The sequence below is a fragment of the Paenibacillus sp. J31P13 genome, assembly GCF_056269295.1.
On the sequence record NZ_JBWDNR010000003.1, the window covers coordinates 456,834 to 478,843 of the forward strand.

The 22,010-nt window shown below is 45.0% G+C and carries 15 protein-coding genes; 10 read left to right on the forward strand and 5 right to left on the reverse strand.

Annotated elements, in window-relative coordinates; translation table 11 throughout:
• The first annotated feature begins 52 nt into the window (after window positions 1-52).
• Window positions 53-1,792 (forward strand): ABC-F family ATP-binding cassette domain-containing protein, encoded by a 1,740-nt coding sequence (locus tag AC0YOD_RS12915; RefSeq protein WP_475799701.1) that lies wholly within the window; start codon window positions 53-55, stop codon window positions 1,790-1,792.
• Window positions 1,793-2,302: 510 nt separating this feature from the next.
• Here the strand turns inward: AC0YOD_RS12915 and AC0YOD_RS12920 are convergent.
• From AC0YOD_RS12920 to AC0YOD_RS12930, 3 genes are all read right to left on the reverse strand, one after another.
• Window positions 2,303-4,594 (reverse strand): preprotein translocase subunit SecA, encoded by a 2,292-nt coding sequence (locus AC0YOD_RS12920; RefSeq protein WP_475799702.1) that lies wholly within the window; start codon window positions 4,592-4,594, stop codon window positions 2,303-2,305.
• A gap of 111 nt (window positions 4,595-4,705) precedes the next feature.
• Window positions 4,706-5,173, reverse strand: a complete 468-nt coding sequence (locus AC0YOD_RS12925; RefSeq protein WP_475799703.1) for a hypothetical protein — start codon at window positions 5,171-5,173, stop codon at window positions 4,706-4,708.
• Window position 5,174: 1 nt separating this feature from the next.
• Window positions 5,175-5,381 carry a helix-turn-helix transcriptional regulator gene (locus AC0YOD_RS12930; protein ID WP_475799704.1) on the reverse strand — a complete coding sequence of 69 codons (207 nt, stop codon included), beginning with the start codon at window positions 5,379-5,381 and terminating at the stop codon, window positions 5,175-5,177.
• 311 nt (window positions 5,382-5,692) lie between these two features.
• Between AC0YOD_RS12930 and trpB the strand changes: the two genes are divergently transcribed.
• The 7 genes from trpB to AC0YOD_RS12965 all read left to right on the forward strand — a co-directional run bounded on the left by trpB (window position 5,693) and on the right by AC0YOD_RS12965 (window position 14,877).
• A complete protein-coding gene (gene trpB / locus AC0YOD_RS12935; protein WP_475799705.1) occupies window positions 5,693-6,853 on the forward strand; it encodes a tryptophan synthase subunit beta in 1,161 nt (386 codons plus the stop codon).
• A 263-nt stretch (window positions 6,854-7,116) separates the two neighbouring features.
• Window positions 7,117-7,962 (forward strand): sulfurtransferase, encoded by an 846-nt coding sequence (locus tag AC0YOD_RS12940; protein WP_475799706.1) that lies wholly within the window; start codon window positions 7,117-7,119, stop codon window positions 7,960-7,962.
• A 239-nt stretch (window positions 7,963-8,201) separates the two neighbouring features.
• Entirely contained in the window at window positions 8,202-9,212 is a 1,011-nt protein-coding gene (locus tag AC0YOD_RS12945) for an ABC transporter substrate-binding protein (protein ID WP_475799707.1), read from the forward strand.
• Between the two features lie 123 nt (window positions 9,213-9,335).
• The gene (locus AC0YOD_RS12950; RefSeq protein WP_475799708.1) at window positions 9,336-10,967 is read left to right on the forward strand and encodes a helix-turn-helix domain-containing protein; all 1,632 of its coding nucleotides are present in this window, start codon (window positions 9,336-9,338) and stop codon (window positions 10,965-10,967) included.
• A 227-nt stretch (window positions 10,968-11,194) separates the two neighbouring features.
• Window positions 11,195-12,718 (forward strand): transglutaminase domain-containing protein, encoded by a 1,524-nt coding sequence (locus tag AC0YOD_RS12955; protein WP_475799709.1) that lies wholly within the window; start codon window positions 11,195-11,197, stop codon window positions 12,716-12,718.
• 298 nt (window positions 12,719-13,016) lie between these two features.
• The gene (locus tag AC0YOD_RS12960; protein ID WP_475799710.1) at window positions 13,017-13,847 is read left to right on the forward strand and encodes a metallophosphoesterase; all 831 of its coding nucleotides are present in this window, start codon (window positions 13,017-13,019) and stop codon (window positions 13,845-13,847) included.
• Window positions 13,848-14,121: 274 nt separating this feature from the next.
• Window positions 14,122-14,877 (forward strand): DUF975 family protein, encoded by a 756-nt coding sequence (locus tag AC0YOD_RS12965; protein ID WP_475799711.1) that lies wholly within the window; start codon window positions 14,122-14,124, stop codon window positions 14,875-14,877.
• A 930-nt stretch (window positions 14,878-15,807) separates the two neighbouring features.
• Here AC0YOD_RS12965 and AC0YOD_RS12970 read toward each other — a convergent pair.
• Together AC0YOD_RS12970 and AC0YOD_RS12975 are read right to left on the reverse strand one after the other, a co-directional pair.
• Entirely contained in the window at window positions 15,808-16,722 is a 915-nt protein-coding gene (locus AC0YOD_RS12970; protein ID WP_475799712.1) for a class I SAM-dependent methyltransferase, read from the reverse strand.
• A gap of 306 nt (window positions 16,723-17,028) precedes the next feature.
• A complete protein-coding gene (locus AC0YOD_RS12975) occupies window positions 17,029-18,765 on the reverse strand; it encodes an ABC transporter ATP-binding protein (protein ID WP_475799713.1) in 1,737 nt (578 codons plus the stop codon).
• 219 nt (window positions 18,766-18,984) lie between these two features.
• Here AC0YOD_RS12975 and AC0YOD_RS12980 point away from each other — a divergent pair, with 219 nt between their 5' ends.
• Window positions 18,985-20,427, forward strand: coding sequence for an ABC transporter permease (locus AC0YOD_RS12980; protein WP_475799714.1), 1,443 nt, complete (start codon window positions 18,985-18,987; stop codon window positions 20,425-20,427).
• Between the two features lie 14 nt (window positions 20,428-20,441).
• A complete protein-coding gene (locus AC0YOD_RS12985; protein ID WP_475799715.1) occupies window positions 20,442-21,950 on the forward strand; it encodes an ABC transporter permease in 1,509 nt (502 codons plus the stop codon).
• The last annotated feature ends 60 nt before the right edge of the window (window positions 21,951-22,010 follow it).

Genomic DNA, 22,010 nt, shown 5'->3' on the forward strand with positions numbered 1-22,010 from the left:
TGCAATACATCTAATAATAGTCACTATTTTAGTTATAAAGAAAGGTAATACTATGATAAAAGTTGATAAATTATCCTTCTCATTTCCGCAAAAAGAACTATATAATAACATTTCATTTACGTTAGAAGAGGCACAACATTGCGCATTTATAGGAACAAGTGGCAGTGGGAAAAGTACATTAATAGATATACTGATGGATCCAGAAAGATATATGTTCGAGGGCATGTTAGAAATAGACCCGACTTGCAAAATTGGGCATGTAAGTCAATTCTCACAACTAGACAAAACGAAAGAAACAACAGTTTTTGAATATATAGGGGAAGAATTTATTAAGATACAAAATGAAATAACATCTATTTGTACTGAAATGGAAACATCGTCGGATATTGATTCGTTATTAGAAAAGTATCAATTAGCTTTAGACGCATTTGATTCTATCGGTGGGGATGATTTTGAAAGCAACATTAACAAGAAACTAAATCTAGCAAACCTTATGAAGCTAAAAGACCTTAGGATATCCGATCTCAGTGGTGGCGAATTCAAACTTATTCAAGTGATGAAGGAAATGCTTAGTAGTCCAGACTTAATGATTATGGACGAACCAGATGTATTTTTAGACTTTGAAAACCTAAATGCACTTAAAAATCTTATTAATTCTCACAAAGGAATACTGCTAGTTGTAACGCACAACCGATATCTATTGAATCATTGTTTCAACAAAATTATACACCTTGAAAACACGGAGATCCAAGAGTTTGATGGGCGATATATTGATTATAACTTTTCATTACTTCAGACTAAAATAGAGTTGCAAGAACTCGCAATCGCTGATGATGAAGAAATTAAGAGAAATGAGAAAACAATCGTTAATCTTAGAGTTATCGCAACTTATAATTCAGAAGCTTCTAGAGGGAAAGCATTAAAAGCTAGAGTTAGGTTTCAAGAAAGATTGGAAGCGCGTAGAATTAAAGCACCATTTGTTGAAATTAAGCAACCGAATATTAGTTTTGGTATAGATAATGAAATTGAAGACACCATTGTTATAAGCGTCAATAATTACAGTGTTACCTTTGGTGAGTTGCTTTTAGACAATGTTAACTTTGAGATAAAATCTACTGATAAAGTAGCCATTATTGGTGCAAACGGTACCGGGAAAACGACTTTACTCCGAGATATCTTTAAAAATAATCATGATTCAATTGAAATAAATGCTGATGTTAAAGTGGCTTATTTATCTCAGATTCAAGGCGAAATGCTAAAGGATCCAAATACAATATTAGAAGAATTCATTGATGCTGGGTTTAAAACTTATGATGAGGTTAGATCGTATCTTTCAAACTATGGTTTTGAAGGGGAAATCGTTAATCAAAAGATAGAATCTTTATCTGGTGGAGAAAAAAACACGCTTCAATTGGCTAAAGTTTCTGCCAGTAAAGCAAACGTATTGCTTCTTGATGAACCGACAAGCCATTTAGACACCTATACACAAATAGCACTGGAGAAAGCCATTGAAGACTACAAAGGTGCGATTCTCATGATTTCTCATGATTTCTATTCTGTTGTAAATGGTATGGATTATGTTCTAATCATTGACGATAAGACGATTAGAAAAATGAGTATGCAAAAATTTAGACAGATGATTTATGCTAGTCATTTTGATAAAGACTATCTAGAAAATGAACAAAATAAAAAATCAGTTGAAATGAAAATAGAATTGGCTTTAAAAGATACTGATTTTGAACTTGCAAAAGTATTGGTTGATGAGCTAGAAGAGCAGATTAAGTTGCTTTAAATGAAAACCCTCTGATTGAAATGATTAGCCTTGAACCGAGCACGCGCTCGTATGCTCTACGGTGCAAAACTCAGCCCTCTGTATAGACAAAACAAAGGTCGGCAGCTTAACTCATCGAGTGACTGATCGACCTTTTTGCATTTGTAGAGGGTTTTAAACAAAGATTCGGAAGTCAAAAATTCTTGTACAGGGGCATATGGAATCAACGCAAATTCAACAATTATTGATGTAAGCTGATCGTAGCGGAAGTCAGTCATTCGCGTGTTGCTGTCGATTGTGTCATATGAATTTCTCCTCTCTAAATTGATGCAAAAAAGCCGCCAAAGCTATGGCGGCGATAATTGGTTGCTATTCTGATTTAATATCAAGAAATCCAAGCGAACCAGGCGGCAAATAAATAGCTTCGTTAAAATTAGTCAAGTGTTGTAATCATCGAGTGGGTAGTCAGATATTGTCGATAAGTATTCAGATCATCCATTATTTCGTGCAGCAAGTGGGGGGACAACGCAATCAGCCTCTGTTTAGTACAGAAAATATCCGGTCGAATACCGGACTCAAAATCTTGCGAATATAATAAGCCATTACTGTCTCTGGGGTCCATGAGCTGCGCTTGTTCTGGATGTATTGATCGTTGATAATATAAGTCCGAGTGGAAGTGGGACTCTTCAGACCGAACTTTTCCCACTTCGCCGGATCATTCGAGCCTCCGAGCCTTACAAGCATATTCGCCGACTCATTATTTATTTTAGCCGGAATTTGCTCGTATGCTTGGGTGATTTGTACATGAAATTCGTCGATCGGATTGCGGCTAGCAAGACTCTCCAAGTGGATGCCTTCGCGAATGTAAGAAACGTATGCCAGATGGTCAGCCCAGAACTCGTCGATATAAAAAAGCCGTACACGCTGCTCCGAAGGACTCATCGGCTTCTCGCCTTTCAAAATTCCGAGCCTCTCCTCGTATAGAATTCGCCTCTGATCCTCCACCATATCCGAATAACCGTTCAGTTCCTGGCGGATATGAAAGTTTTGGCCCATAGTAACGCGCTGAATATGCGCAATTTTGCTGCGGAGCACCGGCTTCTCGAGAGCCTCATCCTGCCTAAGATTACGATACGCTTTATCGATACCGAACCGAAGCAGCAACTCATCCTCCAAGCTTACGAAAAATACGGAAGCTCCCGGGTCGCCTTGGCGGCCAGAACGCCCGCGCAGTTGGTCGTCGATCCGCACGCTTTCGTTCACATGCGTACCAATCACGTACAACCCGCCCAGTTTGACGACAACTTCTGATTGTGTGGGGTTGCCGCCGCCGAGTCGAATGTCGACGCCGCGTCCCGCCATATTCGTAGACACCGTCACGGCGCCGATTTCTCCCGCATTGGCGATGATCTCGGCTTCTTTTGCGTCGTTTTTGGCATTCAGAACATGGCAAGGTACTTCGGCAACCGCTAGCGCCTCCGCCAGTATGTCAGACTCCTCGACGCTTGATGTGCCAACGAGAATTGGACGGCCCGTCGCATGGACGGACGAAATTTCTTTTACAAGTGCCTTAAGTTTGGCTTCTTTATGAGTATAAATCCGGAGTGGATGGTCGATCCGAATGTTTGGTCGGTTCGGCGGGATTTGCACGACCTGCAGCGCATAAATATCTTCGAATTCCATTGCGGAAGCGTGCGCGGTAGCCGTCATTCCGCAAATCTTTGGATATAGGCTAAGGAAGTGTTGAAGGGTGATCGTCCCGAGAATTTCCCCGCCGGATATCGACTGCAGCCCTTCTTTGGCCGCAAGCGCGGCTTGCAGCCCGTCCGGCAAATGCCTGTTCTCCGCCACGCGTCCGGTATATTCGTCGATCAGCTCGATTTCACCGTCCCGGACGATATAATCGACTTCTTTTTTCAATAACAGTTCCACATGCAGCGCGCAATTTAATGACGTTAACAAATGACTATTTTGGCTGTCGTACAAATTGCCGCATCCCAGCAGCGACTCCGCTTTCGCAGAGCCTGCTTCATTTAAATAAACGTTCCGCTTGAACTCGTCGAAGTAGTAATGCTCTACTTGTTCGAGCTGCCGAGCCACTTCTGCAAAACGAATGCCGTCGTTGCTGGAAGAGCCCGACTCGCCTGCGATAACTAGCGGCACCCGTGCTTCGTCCAGAAGTAGTGAATCCGCTTCGTCGACGATGACGTAGTGGAAAGGACGATGCACGGTATCAGCTTCGTTTAGTGCAATCGTGTCACGCAAATAATCGAATCCCGCCTCTTTGGCGGTAACATAGGTTATATCCGCGGTATACGCTTCCCGTTTCTCGGACGGGCTCATGCCCGCTTGAACCGAGTTTACCGTTAACCCGAGGAAACGATAGATTGGGCCCATCCACTCCGCATCCCGATCTGCCAAATAATCGTTAAAAGTCAGCACATGAACGCCTTCGCCGGTTAGCGCATTTAGATAAGCAGGCATAACAGCAGAGAGCGTTTTTCCTTCGCCAGTATGCTGTTCGATCAAAAATCTCTCGTGCAGAGCGACGGCAGCCATGATCTGGACATCGTAAGGCTGTAATCCGAGTTTTCTCTTCGCTGCTTCGCAGACTAGGGCATAAGCATCGACAAGCAGCTCATCCAAAGGCGTACCTGATTCTGCTTCTTTTTGCAGCCGGAGGGATTCTGCTTGAAGCTGCCGATCGTCCCATGCTTCCAAATTCCTTTTCCTGATGAGCTCCGCTTTATCCTGATAGACTTTCAGCTTATTCTGGGTATCGCGGTCTTTGAATTTTTGCATCAATTTGACGGCTATATTCATAGGCATTTGATCTCCCCTCGGTAGAAATATGCTTAGTTTCGAACAATATTTGCGCTGATCTGTCATCCATCAAATTCAAACCCACTATAATGCCTACCCGTTTTAACGGAATCAGATGCGGATATACTTCCATCTTGTCAGACCATAGACGAGATATTGACCCAATCCCAATAATCCCAAAACGATTAAAGCATAGGTGAAATCGGATGGAACAAATATGACTGCTACTGCAGCTAAGGGCAAACAAATGCTGTAGTAAATATAGACGTTTCGACAAGCCTTAAACGTGATCCATTGCTGCCCCTCACCCACCTCCCAAATTTCAGACATGCCCAACCAGATACTAATGAGCTCTTTTGGATTCTTCCGATTATGAATGCTTACAAGCAACACCCACAGCACGAAAAAGGCCGCATAGCACAAGGCATAAATGTTACCCGCAGTCAAAGGTTCGCCTGAATCCAAAGCTTTCTTGAATTCGCCTGATTCCCAATATTTCCTGAATATATAAATTCCGCCCAATGCTGCGAGAAACATTGTTATTGAAAATAATGGCGAACGCAAAATCCGTGATACCATCTTATTTGTCTCCCTCCTTTAAAGAAAAAACTTCTCCAACGGGCACCTTGAAAGCTGCGGCAATTTTGAGAGCGAGCGTAATCGAAGGGGAGTAATCTCCTTTCTCGATTAACCCTACAGTCTGGCGAGTGGCTCCAATGGCATCCGCGAGGTCTTGCTGAGACCATCTGAAGCGTGCCCTCAGTTCACGAACGTTGTTAACAAGCATATAAACCCCTTTCCAGTCACTGGTTAGAAATTATTGTAATTTATGTATTTCAAAATGTAAACAATATATTGCATTTTGGAAATCATCATAGTCATTGATAAACATAAAGATGATGGCAACAGGTTCGTCACAGTCTCTTCATTGAATCTTATGGATTCAAGGAGTTTTTATCTGTGCCTAGTGAATGAAACCTAGTCATTCAGATTTGTAATCATTCTATCGGATTACAAAACGCTTATATAAAATATAAAAGAAATTTATGGTAATATAGTTTTGATAGATTACCATTTTATTATATGGAGGGCTTACTTATGGACCAACAGTTGCAGCAAGAGGGGTACTTCGGGGAATTCGGAGGCAGCTTCGTTCCGCCGGAATTGCAGGAAGTGCTAAACTATTTGAGCGAGCAATTTTACAAGTTCAGAGACGATCCGGACTTTCAGGAAGAGCTTAGCTATTACCTGCGTGAATATGTTGGCCGCAAGAGCCCGCTGACTTATGCGGAGCGGCTGTCCAAAGCATGGGGAGGACCCAAAATTTACTTGAAGCGCGAAGATCTGAATCATACTGGAGCGCATAAGATCAACAACGCTATTGGTCAGATTCTGCTCGCCAAGCGAATGGGCGCCAAGCGGATTATCGCCGAGACTGGTGCCGGACAGCATGGGGTTGCTACGGCAACGGCTTGTGCCATGTTTAATATGGAATGCGTCATCTATATGGGAGCCGAAGATATGCGCCGTCAGGCGCTCAACGTGTTCCGGATAGAACTGCTCGGTGCTACTGTCGTGCCGGTTGATAAAGGGCAGGGTCGACTGAAGGACGCCGTGGACGAAGCGCTGGGCGATCTAGTTCGCAATTATAAAAATACGTTTTATTTGCTCGGTTCCGCGGTTGGTCCGCATCCATTTCCGACGATGGTCAAGCATTTTCAGGCGGTTATCAGCGAAGAGTCGAAGCAGCAGATTTTGGAGAAGGAAGGTCGTTTGCCTGATGCGGTGGTAGCCTGTGCGGGCGGTGGCAGCAATGCGATTGGAGCATTCGCTCATTACATCGACGAGCCGAGCGTTCGCCTGATCGGTGTTGAACCCGATCAAGCCCCGACCTTAACGGAAGGCGTTCCGGGCATGATTCACGGCTTCAAGTGCTTGGTACTGCTAGACGAGGAAGGAGAGCCGCGGAAGACGTATTCGATCGCCGCGGGGCTCGATTATCCGGGCATCGGGCCGGAGCATAGCCACTTGAAGGTGACGGGGCGCGCCGAATATGCGACAGTTACCAATGAGGAAGTGTTGGCAGCGTTCCAAGAACTTTCTCGTACGGAAGGGATTATCCCTGCCCTGGAGAGTGCTCACGCGGTTGCCTATGCCAAGAAGCTGGCGCCAACGATGGATCAGGATAAGATCCTGATCGTTAACCTATCCGGCCGCGGAGACAAGGATGTCGAGCAAGTATTTCAGATGATTAAATAATAACAACCGCCGGCTGCATCTATGCGAGATTGGGTGCGGGACGATGATAACGATCGCAATTGTAACGGTGTGATCTAGTTAGGAATTGCAGGCTGGGAGCCTCCTTAGTGGAGAGACTCCCGGCCTTTTTTTTATAATTGGCTGAAACGTTCCATTGAAGATTGGAATCTCACCATATACTATAGATAGGTAGGCAATCGGAACGATCTAAGGCTAATGGATCCATAATGGATTACATAAATGAACGAAAGAGGCGAGTCGGAATGAGTAACATTGTGTCATTGGAATGGCTGAAGGAGAAAATGGGTGAGCCAAAGCTAGTCATCGCGGATTGCCGTTTTCGATTGGACGATCCCGAAGCGGGGGTCAGAGCGTACGAGGAGTCGCATATCCCTGGGGCTGTTTATATGAACTTGGAGAAGGATCTGTCTGGCGAGGTCGAGGAGCATGGCGGGCGCCATCCGCTTCCGGATATTTTTGCAATGACGGTGACATTTGCGAGGGCTGGCATAAGCAACGATTCGATTGTGGTTGCTTATGATGATCAAGGCGGAGCGATGGCTTCCCGGCTGTGGTGGCTGCTGAAGTATATGGGGCATGAGCAGGTCTATGTGCTTGACAACGGCTTCTCGGCTTGGGCAAAAAAAGGGTTGCCTGTAGCAACCGAAAAGGAAGTGGTGCAGCCTATGACATACCTTGCAACGGTGCAGCACAATATGCTAGTGGAAATGGATGAGGTTAGGGAGCTGCTGGACAGCGAGGGAGTAACCCTCATCGACTCGCGTGAAGCTCCTCGCTACCGCGGCGAGGTCGAGCCGATCGACCGCGTCGCAGGCCACATTCCGGGCGCAATTAATCGTTTCTGGAAAGACAGTCTAACGGAATCCGGCGCATGGAAGGACGTCGCCGCTCAAACCGATCGGTTCGATGATCTGGATAAGAACGGTGATCTGATTGTATATTGCGGCTCTGGCGTCACGGCTACGCCAAACGTTATTGCGCTACAGGAAGCAGGCTTCACGAAAGTGCGCTTGTATGCGGGGAGCTGGAGCGATTGGATTTCTGATAGCGGGAACCCAGTTGCAACCGGGGATGAAGAGAAGGTTTGAGTTTTATAACAGTATGCGACTCGGAGTACATCGCTGATAAAGCGATGTACTCTTTGCGTTGTATTCAGAAGAGCGGGCTTACTGATAAACCCGGCTATTTCTGTGTAGAGATTGTATAAACAATTTTGTCGAGAATGTGTATTGATTAGGGGGGAGTAATACGGTAATATTTACTCTATCATATTGATAATGATTATCATTATTGTTGAAAGTATAATTGTAATAGGAGTGGATGGTTCATGGCTTGGCGAGGTTTCTTAAAGACGGGGTGGATTTCCCTGTTGGCAGCCGTAATTATATTAACAGGCTGCGGAACAGGCGGCGACACAAAAAATGCAGCAGAGAAGCAATCTGCGGAGACAAACGCTTCGAATACAGCGACGAATGCGGCGGCAACACAGGAAGAAAATAGAGTGGTTGTCGATCAATCAGGCGAGGTGGAAATTCCTGCCCATCCGAAGCGGATATCCGCGCTTTATCGGGAGGATTTCTTGGTAGCGCTGGGTGTAACACCAATTGTGCAATATTTTAATCCGATGTGGGGCAAACAGGATTATTTGGAGCTTAATGTCCCGCTGTTCGATATTACAGGGAACATTGAGGGCATGCTCGCTGCTGAGCCTGATTTAATTATTGCGGCAGGCGAGGAACCAGCCCAGTACGAGCAATACAAAAAGATAGCGCCTACCTACATTCTGTCAAGCGATGTATTGGCGGATTCGCGAAAAACACTAACCGTAATCGCAGATCTTCTCGGCATGCAGGATAAAGGGGTTCAGGTGCTACAGGAATATGATAGCCGTATTGCTGAAGTCAAGACAAAATTGAAGGCAGCGGTAGGGGAAGAAAAGGTCGTCGTATTGCGAATGAATGTGGTTGATAAATCGATTAATATTTTTGGTGTCGAGAATTTTTTCATAGGTCAAATTTTGTATAAAGATCTTGGTCTTAAAGCGCCTACCTTTGTGGAGGCCATGACAGAACCTAATATACTGTTGTCTTTGGAAGTCATTCCTGAGCTTGATGCAGATCATATTATTTTGCTTCCATCTAATGGCTCATGGGAAGATGAGGGGAATGCCAAAGCATTGGAGAGCATGTTGGCTAATCCACTGTGGAAGACAGTCTCAGCAGTTAAGCAAGGACATGTATATCCTGTCGAGAGGTCTTATTGGCAGACTGGGGCTATTATGGCGAATTATAAAAAAATGGATGATTTGCTTCGTCTTCTCGCTCCATCGAATACGTAATGCTAGCAATAGATTGTTGATTTCTCCAATAGGGCAGCTTCTTCAACGAGAGTTGAAGGGCAGCTCTATTGGTTTTAGATTATAAGTGCGGAAGATTATCTGGATTGGAGTGTGCTTATACACATGGAACAACAAGATACCAAGCTCGTATCAACAGCACCCGCCGCCTTTTATAGGATGCATGCGATTCAGCACATCCATGCCTTGCAGCAGCTCACTCATGATGAGCAAAGTACAGGCTGCTTCACGCTGCTGATTTTTACGAGAGGCGTCGGGCGATTGGGTATTGATCAGGAGGAACGAACCTTTGGACAGGGGAAATGCTGGATCGTAGAGCCTGGGAAGGCTATATCTATTCAGTCGGATCAACATGGCTGCAGCTATTATCAGTTGGAGTTCACACTAATCCCAGATCAGGAATCCGGCAAAGCTGCTCTGGCTTGGAGTCTGCTACCGACAAAGCCTGATCTATCTTGTTCCCCATTTGTTAAAGTACTCGAGCTGCTGGAGGATATATATGCTGGTCGTCATGCCAGGGAGGAACTACAGTTGTTTCACTGTTATGTTCGCTTTCAAGAGCTGTTGCTTCTGTTGTTTAGCCAGAATTCCAACGGTTCAGATGAGAGCGGTGTGATTGGCGCGACCGAGCAGCAGGGGGTAGAGCAGTCTATCCGACATATCGAGCAGCATTACCGAGACGTGCTGACGGTAGAGGAGCTTGCTACTATAGCCAAAATGGAACGTTGGAAGTACACCAGATTGTTCAAAGAAGTTACTGGAGTGGTGCCGCTGCAGTTTTTGAATGATGTGCGGATTAATCATTCCAAAAAATGGCTTCTCGGAGGCGAGGATAAGCTCGCTGAGATTGCCAAACATGCCGGGTTTACGAATGAGTATTATTTTAACAGGCGCTTCAAGCAAATGGTGGGGATCTCTCCCGGACAATACCGTCTCAGTCATCGAGAGCAACTAAGAGTGTTTGCACCTTATCTGGAGGATTTTATGGTCGCGCTGAATATCATACCTGTCGCACAGTATTCTCATGCTAAATGGGGCAAGCAGGATTATTTGGCTTTGCATGATATCCCGACTTTTGACGATATGAGCGGCGATTTCGAGGTGCTTTCCAGCTATAAGCCAGATTTTATTGTGCTTCGGGAGCAATATCATAAGAATCAATACTCGCAATGCCGCCGTATATCGAGCACCTGTGTTCTCCCGGAGCTTAGGGATAACTGGCGGACATTGCTGCGCACGGTGGGTAATTATTTCGGACGATTGGAGCGGGCTGAAGAGGCCATTGCCATGTATGAGGAGAAAGCGAAGTTGGCTCGTCAGAAGCTGAGTCATTCCATGAATGGAGAGACGGTCGCTTTTTTGCGTATTTCAGCTGATTGTATTCACCAATATACCGATAAGGGCAGGGGATTTGCGACAGCGGTCTTATATGAAGATCTAGGCCTCAGTCCGTGTTCCAGAGGTGAGGCAAGAGCTGGAATAGCTCAAGAAAGAATGACAAAGCTGACGGTGGAAGAGCTGTCTACTCTTTCCGCGGACCATTTGTTTATCACATTTGATAAGTGGCATAGCCAAGCCGAAGGGACGGAAAGAAGCCTGTTGCAGCATCCCGCATGGCGTACTTTGCCGGCTGTGAGGAACAATCATGCTTATGAAGTGGATTTTTTGACATGGATGAATGACGGAGTTATTTCCAATGGTAAGAAAATCGATGATATTTTACAGGTATTGGCCTAAGCCTCTAAGGCTAATAAGCATGACTTATGCATTTCGCAGTTCGTTCCAATTGAATGAAAATAGCGCAGATTTAAAATATTATTAAAAAAGAAAAGTTGTAAATCACTAGTAAGTAAAACTACCAGCTGAGACGTAGATTCCAAAAAATAAGTATAGTCAATATTTTCCATAGTTGATACAATGATGCTATTAGAGTCGAATCATGTCGTCAAATGGAGGATATTAAAATGGCTAGAAAAATTTTGTCCGTTATGCTGTGCCTGTTATTATCGTTGCCTCTGCTTGCTCCAATTGCAGAATCTGCGCCTGAGAAGGGGATTACGGTAGATGAGTTAGCACAGCTTTATTACGGAGATAGCAAGCCGAAAGAGTGGTATACGATCGATTACAAAGGTTTCACCGAAGATACTCCGAACTATTTGAAAGAAGCGTTTCTCTATGGCTTTATTGATGATCTTAGTGAGCTTGATCAGACGATGACGCGGACCGAGGCGGCGAAGAGAATTTCGAGAAGCGTAATCTACGCACTTAAAAATAAGGTGACAACGAGTGATTTCGGAAGCATCAAGCCGGAGGATTTCCATGCTGTGTCGAACGTGCTTAACCGCAGCGTTATGAATGTGATCAATGGCAATTTCGAGCCTACAAAGCCATTCACACGCAAACAAGCCGAATCGGGTGCAGAGCAATTTAGATCGAACAATATTAGAGGAATTCTTCCGCTAAATGGGGCAATCTACAAGTCGCATGTTACGGTAGGATCTAACTACGCTTATTTGGATTTTGAGTCTAATGCGGATGCGATTGAATATATCACCTACCATCTTGATGACATAACGCAAGGGGTAAAGCTGTCGAGAAGTGCTTACCAAAGAGTAGACATCGGATTTGCTATTCTGGAACTATGGGCGCCGGATGCCGAGGTCAAATTCACGTTTAAGAGCGGCTTGACCAACGTTCGGTTTCGTCAATCCAAAGTGCTGTATGGCACGTATGTCTATGAAGGCTGGAACGGTGAAGGCTATACAGCGGAAGCGCGAGTGCTTAAAGCAGACGAAAAGCCTATTATGACGGCGCAGCCGGACACCGTTCATAAGAAACTGTACGAGAAGCTTGACCCGATTCTGAAGAAAATTATTAAGCCGAACATGACAGACGAGCAGAAGGTCAAAGCCATTTTCGACTACGTCGTCACTCACATCACATACTCAAAAGGCACGAGTCTCCTCTCAGGTGAGAACGCGTTGGAAGCGATCAACACGGGCAGAGGGGTGTGCGCGCACTATACGGCGCTTTTTCACTATTTAGCAATCAGAGCTAACATACCGGATATCCCATTAGATGGACACTCCTTTGTTGGACGGCACGCATGGAATATGGTGTACGTGAATGGCAAATGGCGTTATCTGGACGCGACATTAGCTGACGGGAAGAAAAACATCGATTATACCTATTATCTGAAGGACGCTAATTTCATGATGAACACCCGCGAATGGGACGGCTTCGGATATCCGGATATAAATACATATCCTGCAGTAGACGGCATGAAGCTGAAGTCTACGGAAGAGTATCGGGTATTCTTGTTGCGAACGATCGATAATGCCGGCTCACGTCCAAAGACGATCAAGTTTGCCGTGACGAATAATAACGTGGATACGAATCCGAAGTTTCTGGGGATCAGATATAACGAAGCCAACTATAAAGTGAGCTATGACTCGAAAAGCAAAGTGTACACTTTGACGAGAATATAAGTAGTGCTTCCCGCATTAACAAATAAATCGCCATACAGGCTTATTGCCTGTGGCGATTTATTTTTTTTGCAGTGTTTTTTCGCTCGCGGCAAGCCAAAATCTTGAATTTTGCATTCTTGTTTCACGTTGAAGTTATCAATTTAAGTATGTTGATTCTAAATTAGTTTAAATAACAACCATCTTCATAACAGATTCAAGACTTGTACTTGTATTCTGAAGAATTCAGTGGTTTTTATTTTCATGACCAAGCCTTACGGAATATATATGTCGGATAGACATATTGGAGAGGACGTCCTTCATGAAAATACCAAAACCATGGCTTTCAAAAAAAGTTAAGGTTATGATCATACCGCAGAAATTAAACGCAGTTGCTGCGAAGATCGTCAACTTTGCCGTGATTGGAGACAGTCACGTTGGATACGGGAACAGTTTAAATGTGTTAAAAGGGTTGTTGCCAAAGGCGGTAAAATCAGGGGATAAACGGTTCGTCATATTCGGTGGAGATAATAAGCATGGATCGGTGGGAGCTCAAGCGCAAACGGACTATCAAAACTTTAAAGATGCCGTGACGAACGTATTGGGGCCGAAGAATATCCCGTATCGGGCTTCCATCGGAAACTGGGAAGAGAGTACGCGGCAGCTGTTTCCACAATATTTGAACGACGTACTGGGCATCATTGATTTTCCAGGTACGCAAGGGAAGGTAAAGTACGTTTGGCTGGACAACGCTTCAGGCAAATTCAGCTATGCAAGCATAAGCCTTCTCAAAACATTGACACCTCAATATTATTATATTATTGATTGTCATTGGCCTCTGAAGGTTAACGGGATCAACGTCGATCCGTCTCATGTCGTAAGCATGCAGGAAACGGAGAATTTTTTCAATGCCATTCCTACAAATGTGAGGGACAAAGTGCTGGGCATATTTACGCATCATGCCCACACGTTCTTCCAGAAGAAGACAGGCATCTTTAAAGGTTTTGCTAACACGCAATTTTATGTATGCGGCTGCTCAGGAGATTATAAGTGCAAATGTAAAGCAAGCGGCTGCGACAGAGGATATTATGAAGGGGCTTTAACTATCCAAGGCAATCAAGTCAGTTTGAAGGTCACACCGGAAAAAGCTTGAATTTTGATGTGATAATTGAATAATTATTTGGATACATCGTCTATGGAATAACTAGCCTTGGGCGATGTGTTTTTTATGCTTACAGTTAACGTGAACTAAACATGCAGTCGCTTAAAAAAATAGCACGCTGACAATGCTGACGGTATCGTCAACAATTTGCCTAACAACCGTACAATCATCCGAGAATGGAATGATTCATTGCATATCGTACTATATTAAATATGGTATCTATTGTAAGATGAAAAACAAAGTACTAATGGAGAGAGGGATAGCGATGTGGGATCGTAAAGATCTGAAACGAAAAGCCAAGGAGGTGCTGCGGACATCATACTGGAAGGCATTTTTGGTAAGTATTATATTGGCATTTATTACTGGAGGCGGCAGTCCTCCGACTTTTAACTTTGGATCATCTGGTTCTTCAGGTACTTCCGGCAACTCCGGTATAAATTGGGATTGGGAGTTTTTAGCACCTTTTTTTGCTATCGCGATAATCGTATTTATTGTAATTTTTTTGTTTGCACTTGCGTTTCGTATCTTTCTCTGTTTTCCCCTTGAGGTCGGTTCAATGCGTTACTTCAAGCAATCTGCGGAGCATGAGGTGAACCTAAACCATTTAGGTTATGCTTTTAACAAGCAAAGGTATTTGGATATCGTGAAAGCAATGTTGTGGAGAGGATTTCTGAATTTCTTATGGTTTCTGCTCCTTATCATCCCGGGAATCGTGAAATCCTACGCATACAGCATGGTGCCGTTTATTTTGGCGGACAACCCCAACATTGGGTATAGACGCGCGGTGGACTTAAGCAACCAAATGACGCGGGGACATAAATTCCGCATATTCGTGCTTGATCTAAGCTTCCTCGGCTGGATCATTCTAGGCCTAATGTTATGCTTCGTCGGCGTCCTGTTTGTGATGCCATATATCAATGCCACGAAGGCAGAGCTTTACTTGGCATTACGCCAACAAGGGCTAAAGGACGGCCTGACTACAGAAGAAGAGCTGAGGCTGAACCAAACACCTGTCTTTTAAATCCGAAATTGACCTCATCGCTCTGTACACGAAATGAAGCCTACGACTCCTGCGGCGAATTTCGAGTGTTTAGGGATCGGGCACAACGGGGATTTAGGAGAAGGTTTGGGTGGCAAGCAATATGTTAGATAGGAATACATCGCCAGGTGGGTCGTATGCCCTGGACGATGTATTTTTTTATGCTTCAAATCAATGTTAAATCAACACTCATTTCATAGGAAAAACGATCTATTATAATTGACGACCTGCGTTGATCATGTTAGTATCTAATATAACCTATGGGTTAACTTGGTATTTGCGAATATAATATCAATCTAGCAGCTGCAAATGCTGATCGGACCGCCGAAGACATGAGACAAAAGCAGAGTCTCTTTTTGGTTTGGAAGGATGTGACGGCAGCCGTGAGTTCCCTAAGTCCTATAACTCGCAATTCGGCACTCATCGCTGTTCTTACGGACTCTCCTATGACCATACACGTTTGCTGAAATAATCTGTCTTACGAACAGAAAGGGCCGGGAGTCTCTCCAGTGAGGAGGTTCCCGGCCCTTCTCATCTACATCTAATTGCTCGCAAAATAAAGAAGTCAACCAGCTTTGACTGGTTAACCTCTTCATACGACCGTAAATCTACACTTCAAATAGCATAGAGCATGAGCTCTGCTTAGCATATTATGTCACCTTACGCTATAAAGCGTGCAAATAAATTAAAGGGGCCTTTTGGAAGACGTTTGGAGTTATTTAACCTGGTGTTACTCTTGAATGAGGGTTTCCAAAGCTTTGCGTTATTCCCCATGATTTATTCTCCTTGTGAACAGTTTTTATGCCTTCCAATTAAGCTATTCGGCATATCGGTGAATGTCACAAGATTTTTACGTTGTTGTGGTTGACGATAGATTAATGTATTCGATACGGTAAGCGGGACTGAGTGAATTTATTTTTTAACCGCTAAGCAATAATTTACATTATCGAATGCTGTTATTTTATGTGCGGGCTGACTGTCGTTGTAGGCTTGAAACAGTTGTAGGGTAATTTCCGCAGGAGTCAAATGCTGATAGACAAGCAGGTTAACTTCTTCCAACATCTGCTCAAGCTCCGAATAGGCATAGCTTGCCTGCATAGGTTCGCCCGCCCGCGCGGCCATCATCACTTGCTTCTGTGTCCGTTCACCTGCTTGCGAGGTGAATGTATGCTCATCGGGGTAATCAAAGACAATACTGCTGCCGCTCGGGAGTAGTGAGGCAATGACGGACAAGAAATGCTTAAACACATCCTTAGGCAAATAATAGCTGATTCCCAGCAAGCTGCTAAAGCTGATTAAACTTGGGTCAAAAGAGGGGCAGGCCAGCATAGGGTCCTGCCAATCCTGTTCGCGAAAGTCGGCAGAAATGTAGTGCAGATTTGATGGCGCGTCCATGTGCAGAGCCGATACACGTCTGCGTTTGTCGGCTGCAGTAGCAGGATGATCGATTTCAAAGATTTGCAGCTTCGTTGCCCACTTCGGCTGGCGGTAAGCGAAGGTGTCGTAACCAGCAGCAAAAATGAGATATTGTCTGGCGCCAAGCGTGGTGGCAAGTGCAAGTGTTTTTTCGGCAAATGCAGCTCTACCAAGTGGGGATGGAGACAATTGTTGGTCAACGATTCTACGCAGTGCTTGCTCTTGTGAACCAACAAATTCTGGATGGAAGAAAGCAATTGCCTGTGACATATTGTTGGCAATATTCTCGTATTCTTCATCGGTTAGTAGTTGTCTGGCGAGTAGATCATCAAAAATTTTGATCCCATTATGCTTGGCGTGATACGCTCTTGAGAACGCACTGACGAGCGCAGTTAAACTTTTATTTTCCATTATTTTTCACCTCATATCTGTTTTAGCATTAAGGCATTGAATGAAACAATACTTGATTTTTATGTAATTTTATGGTATAATAAAAGGCTTAATTTTACAAAATTCACAATCTGGACATAATTAGGGCGGTTTCGGTTCGATTATGGACAGCGATGATAAATCCATTTAATGGGTAACTTGATAACGGCATTAAGAACGAAATTGGATGAGTAATAATGAATGTAGTTTCGATTTCCAGCCTGAAAAAACCGTGACCCGCAAGATGATTCATCTTACGGGTCACGGTTTTTTCATTGCTATACAGGCTTAGTCGGTAGCAATAGCTACCCAATGGCCTTTTTTCACTTCCACGAATTCGGAGCGCTCAAGACCGTAGGGATCGGCTTTGGAAGCTTCTTCATGCAACACTAGCTTCTTCTGCGATTCAACCTTGGGATCAGGTACCGGGATAGCCGCAAGCAGCGACTTGGTATAGGCATGGATCGGGTTGGTGTAAAGCTCCTCGCTTTCGGCGAGCTCCACGATCTTCCCTTTGTACATTACCGCGACGCGGTCGCTAATATGCTTCACCATCGATAAATCATGGGCGATGAACAGGTATGTCAGCCCAAGCCTCTGCTGCAGTTCCTCAAGCAGCTTCACGATCTGGGATTGAATCGAAACGTCGAGGGCGGACAACGGCTCGTCGCATACGATAAATTCAGGCTCCACGGCCAGCGTCCGCGCAATGCCGATCCGCTGCCTTTGGCCGCCGGAAAACTCATGCGGGTACCGCATAGCATGAGACGGGTCTAGTCCAACCATCTCAAGCAGCTCCTCGACACGTCTCTGACGTTCTTTCTTGGAAGTAGCTATTTCATGCACGTCAAGCGCTTCACCGATAATATCAATGATGCGAAGTCTAGGGTTCAAGGATGCGTACGGATCCTGGAAGATCATTCCCATATGCCGCCTCATCGTCTTCATCTCCGAGCGGTTTAATTGATGGAGCGGTATCCCTTTGAACAGCACCTCGCCGCCTGTAGGTTCATTTAAGCGAAGAATCGTACGGCCGGTCGTCGACTTTCCGCTGCCTGATTCTCCTACCACGCCAAGCGTTTCTCCTGCCTGAATATCGAAGCTGATATCATTAACCGCCTTAACAATCTGTCCTTTTCCCATATCAAAATATTGCTTCAAAGAGCGAACCTGCAGCAGAGGCACGCCCTCTTCCCGCTGAACAATTGCAGGCACTGGCTTGATTTTTTTCTTCTCGTCTAAACGAGGCAATGCATGGAGAAGCTTAACAGTGTAAGGATGCTGCGGATTTGCGAAAATTTGCTCCGTAGTCCCAGTCTCGACGATTTCTCCATCCTTCATCACGACGACACGGTCACACATGCCTGCCACGACGCCGAGGTCATGCGTAATTAAAATAATGGAGGTACCTAGCTGTTTCTGTATATCCTTCATCTGGTTCAGGATCTGTGCCTGTATGGTCACGTCAAGCGACGTCGTAGGCTCATCCGCAATAAGCAGAGAAGGACGGCACGCCAGAGCAATGGCAATCATGACCCGCTGACGCATCCCGCCAGAGAACTCATGAGGATACTGATGATAGCGGGCTTCGCTGTTCGGAATGCCTACGAGCTTCAGCATCTCAATTGCTTCCGTACGGGCCTGCTTCTTGTCCAGCTTTCGATGCTTGATCAAGCTTTCTTCAATTTGGTTGCCGATCCGCATCGTCGGATTAAGGGAGGACATGGGATCTTGGAAGATCATACCGATATCCTTCCCGCGAATGGCTTCCATTTCTTTGTCGGTTTTAAAGGCTAGATTTTGACCCTGAAAAAGCACCTCGCCATTCTTCACTATGGAAGGAGGAGAAGGGAGGAGTCTCATAATCGTACGTGCTGTAACGCTTTTTCCGCTACCGGATTCACCTACGATACCCAGCGTCTCGCCTTTACGAATTTCAAAGCTGACGTGACGGACTGCTTCTATTTCTTTGTTACGAGTGAAAAAAGAAACCGATAAATCATTAACTTGCAATAATGTATCCATATATGTGCACCTGCAATTCTGTGTTTTTCCAATATTAGGAATACTTAAATGTGAATGGTGATGATTATTTATACCTCATACTTCTTATATCATGTATAATGAAAAAAAGTAAGTAACGGTTATAAGTTATTGACATATTCCATTCCTTAAAATAAAATCTACTATATTGATCGGATTAATGCAATTTAAAATTTATAGAATGAAAGGAAGCGGACTAGCTTGAAAGGGCATGCAACTGCAACGGGTAATGGCTTTGTTGATCATATCGCCGCCATCTACCGCAAAATGTTATTACATCCGACCTACAGTCTGCTTATATTGCTGTTAGGAGCACCTATATCTGCCATCGTGTATGGCGTTCATCAATATCGAAAATCCAAGTATGGATACAAAGCTATCGCTGAGGAGACGAGACATAAGCTCCTTGCTACAGGGTACCGAGATAAGTTGCAGACGGAGGCTAAAGAGCAGCTAATCCGTAAGCATCGTTTCTTCGGACAAACGGTCAGCGCAGAGCAGACCGAACTGGAAGCAAACCGGATGGCTGAGATCAAATTCAATGATAGGTTCAACCGTGAGCTGGAGAAACAGCTTGACGGAAAGAATGGGCTGAAGTTTTCGTTTGGCGATACGTACCATGCGTTAGCTTTGAATCCAGTCTTCTTCACACTATCACTAATTATCGGCTTTCCAATGTATGTAGTGATGGCCATTTATTCTATGCCTTACTTGAAATACGTAGTGGAACGAATGGTAATGTCTCTTTTCGTCATTTTGGGAGTTGCGTTTCTCGTTTTTACGATCCTATATATATCGCCGATGAATCCAGCGGCTAATCTATTAGGAGAGACAGCAACCGCCGAGCAGATCGCAGCGTTCAATCATCTGTACGGATTGGATCAACCTTATCTTGTCCAATTATGGGACACGATAAAAGGCATATTTACTTTTGATCTAGGCAAGTCTTTCGCAGGCAACGAGAACGTTACTGCAGCTATCGCGAATAAATTTCCGGTGACGCTAACGTTAACGGCTATCTCGACTCTGATTGCTGTATTGATCGCATTGCCAATCGGCATTGTTTCGGCAACGAGGCCCAATTCCTTTTTTGATTATACCTTTATGTTTATCGCCTTGCTGGGATTGTCGATCCCGAATTTCTGGCAGGCACTTATTTTTATTTTGAATTTCTCAATTAAGCTTCCATGGCTGCCTGCAACGTATAATCCCGAGAACTGGCTGTCCGCAATTATGCCGATCGTCGTTCTGGGTACGGGACTAACGGCCGCCGTAGCCCGTATGACCCGTTCATCGACGTTGGAAGTTATCCATGAGGATTACATTACAACCGCAAGAGCAAAAGGGCTTGCCCGAAGACATGTCATATGGAAGCATGCCGTAGGCAACGCGCTAATCCCTATTATCACGGTTATCGGCTTGCAGTTCGGCGGTATGCTCGGTGGAGCAGCAGTTACGGAGAAAGTATTCAATATTAGCGGTATAGGCAGTTATATCGTAGATAAGCAGTTCATTCCTGACATTCCTAGCGTGATGGGTGGAGTCGTCTATACAGCGATTACCATCTCGATCGTGAATGTTATCGTCGACTTGATGTATGCGTTTTTTGATCCTAGAATCCGTTCGAAAATGAAACAATACTAAAGCAGGTGCTACTCTTGAAGAATCCTACAATCACCAAGCAAGAAGTCAGGTTCAGGTTGAAATCCAGCCAAGAATACGGTCAGGCGAGCTTCGCCGGCATCGTATCACTGGCTCTAGGGCTTGTACTTCTGCTAAACAGTTATGTTCCCGGCGACGGGACATTTAAGCCTGCAGTACTGATTGCCAGCATCGCATATTTTGCTTTCGCGCTGCTTGAGCTGGCGGTTTGGGCGCTCATTCGAAGTGATCTTATCCGTTTTGGCGCAATTAGACGTTCCACAAGGATGCTTGGTTATGTACTGCTATTAAGCATTCTAACCGCGAATGTGTTCGTGGCAACCGTGGCGTTCCAGCTCATTAAAGAGAAGAAAAGCGCGGCGTATACGCTGGCTGTTTATTCGCTGCTTACGACCTTGCTTGTATTCTCCGTGTCTGCCCTCAACCTGTTCAAGCCATATGTGGCTAACGGGTTCATGATAGGCATGTTTCTGCTGATTGTTGCCGCGCTCCTGCAACTCGTAGCATTGCTCCTTGTTGCCAAGTACGCGGAGAAAGCGGTTATGCCACGCTGGATGGGAATCGTTGCCGGCATCCTTATTTTAACTGCGGTATCAGGCAACTTGTTCGCTTTATTCCTTGGGATATTGCTGATTGCCAAGCTCCGGGACAAGGGCTATTCATCCGGCTCCAAGCTGGGGGAAGTCGTGGAGCGACTGTCCAGAAGCTCGACTTCCATGCTGGGACTGCTCTTTATCCTGTTCCTGCTTACGTTGTCCATAACCAGTTATCTGACCTTTGATTACGGGCTTGCGATCGAGAACAATTACAGCTTAATTCTTCAATCTCCGGAGCTGGCCTACCCGCTCGGAACGGATAACTTCGGAAGAGACCTATTCTCGCGTATCGTCTTCGGCGCACGCATTTCATTGGCTGTCGGCTTGTTGTCAACGCTCATACCCGTCCTGATTGGGGGAGTTCTGGGTGCAGTCTCCGGTTATTATGGGCGGCACACGGACAATATTATTATGAGAATATTAGATATCCTCTATGCGATACCTGGCATTCTGCTTGCCATTGCTATTATCGCGGCATTTGGTGCAAGTACTGTCAATTTAATTTTGGCACTCAGCGTAGGCGCGATCCCGACTTATGCCCGAACAATGAGAGCTAATGTCATGCTCGTATCCACTCTTGAATATGTGCAGGCAGCAAGAGCTTTCGGCTCAAGCGACCGGACTATTTTGTTCAAGCATATTGTACCTAACTCCATCGCGCCGATGATTGTAAAATCTACGCTGACGATTGGTACCGCGGTCATATCGACCAGCAGCTTGAGCTATTTAGGGCTTGGCGTAGAGCCTCATATTCCGGAGTGGGGCAATATTTTAAAGCTCGGAAGCGCCTATCTGGAGACGCATGCCTTCACGGCTGTCTATCCGGGACTTGCCATTATCGCGCTCGTGCTCTCATTCAACTTCCTTGGCGACGGTTTGCGCGACGCGCTTGATCCGAAGCTGGATTAAAGATTTCAATCCTTTTTTAACCTCATTCATATTCCATCGACTTCTATGTTACGAGACACG

Excerpts from the sequence above, each read along its gene's own strand:
- AC0YOD_RS12920 (WP_475799702.1), bottom strand. The coding sequence starts at position 4,594 with ATGAATATAGCCGTCAAATTGATGCAAAAATTCAAAGACCGCGATACC.
- AC0YOD_RS12930 (WP_475799704.1), bottom strand. The coding sequence starts at position 5,381 with ATGCTTGTTAACAACGTTCGTGAACTGAGGGCACGCTTCAGATGGTCT.
- AC0YOD_RS12970 (WP_475799712.1), bottom strand. The coding sequence starts at position 16,722 with ATGGAAAATAAAAGTTTAACTGCGCTCGTCAGTGCGTTCTCAAGAGCG.
- AC0YOD_RS12915 (WP_475799701.1), top strand. The coding sequence starts at position 53 with ATGATAAAAGTTGATAAATTATCCTTCTCATTTCCGCAAAAAGAACTA.
- AC0YOD_RS12950 (WP_475799708.1), top strand. The coding sequence starts at position 9,336 with ATGGAACAACAAGATACCAAGCTCGTATCAACAGCACCCGCCGCCTTT.
- trpB (WP_475799705.1), top strand. The coding sequence starts at position 5,693 with ATGGACCAACAGTTGCAGCAAGAGGGGTACTTCGGGGAATTCGGAGGC.
- AC0YOD_RS12965 (WP_475799711.1), top strand. The coding sequence starts at position 14,122 with ATGTGGGATCGTAAAGATCTGAAACGAAAAGCCAAGGAGGTGCTGCGG.
- AC0YOD_RS12925 (WP_475799703.1), bottom strand. The coding sequence starts at position 5,173 with ATGGTATCACGGATTTTGCGTTCGCCATTATTTTCAATAACAATGTTT.
- AC0YOD_RS12955 (WP_475799709.1), top strand. The coding sequence starts at position 11,195 with ATGGCTAGAAAAATTTTGTCCGTTATGCTGTGCCTGTTATTATCGTTG.
- AC0YOD_RS12960 (WP_475799710.1), top strand. The coding sequence starts at position 13,017 with ATGAAAATACCAAAACCATGGCTTTCAAAAAAAGTTAAGGTTATGATC.
- AC0YOD_RS12940 (WP_475799706.1), top strand. The coding sequence starts at position 7,117 with ATGAGTAACATTGTGTCATTGGAATGGCTGAAGGAGAAAATGGGTGAG.
- AC0YOD_RS12945 (WP_475799707.1), top strand. The coding sequence starts at position 8,202 with ATGGCTTGGCGAGGTTTCTTAAAGACGGGGTGGATTTCCCTGTTGGCA.
- AC0YOD_RS12975 (WP_475799713.1), bottom strand. The coding sequence starts at position 18,765 with ATGGATACATTATTGCAAGTTAATGATTTATCGGTTTCTTTTTTCACT.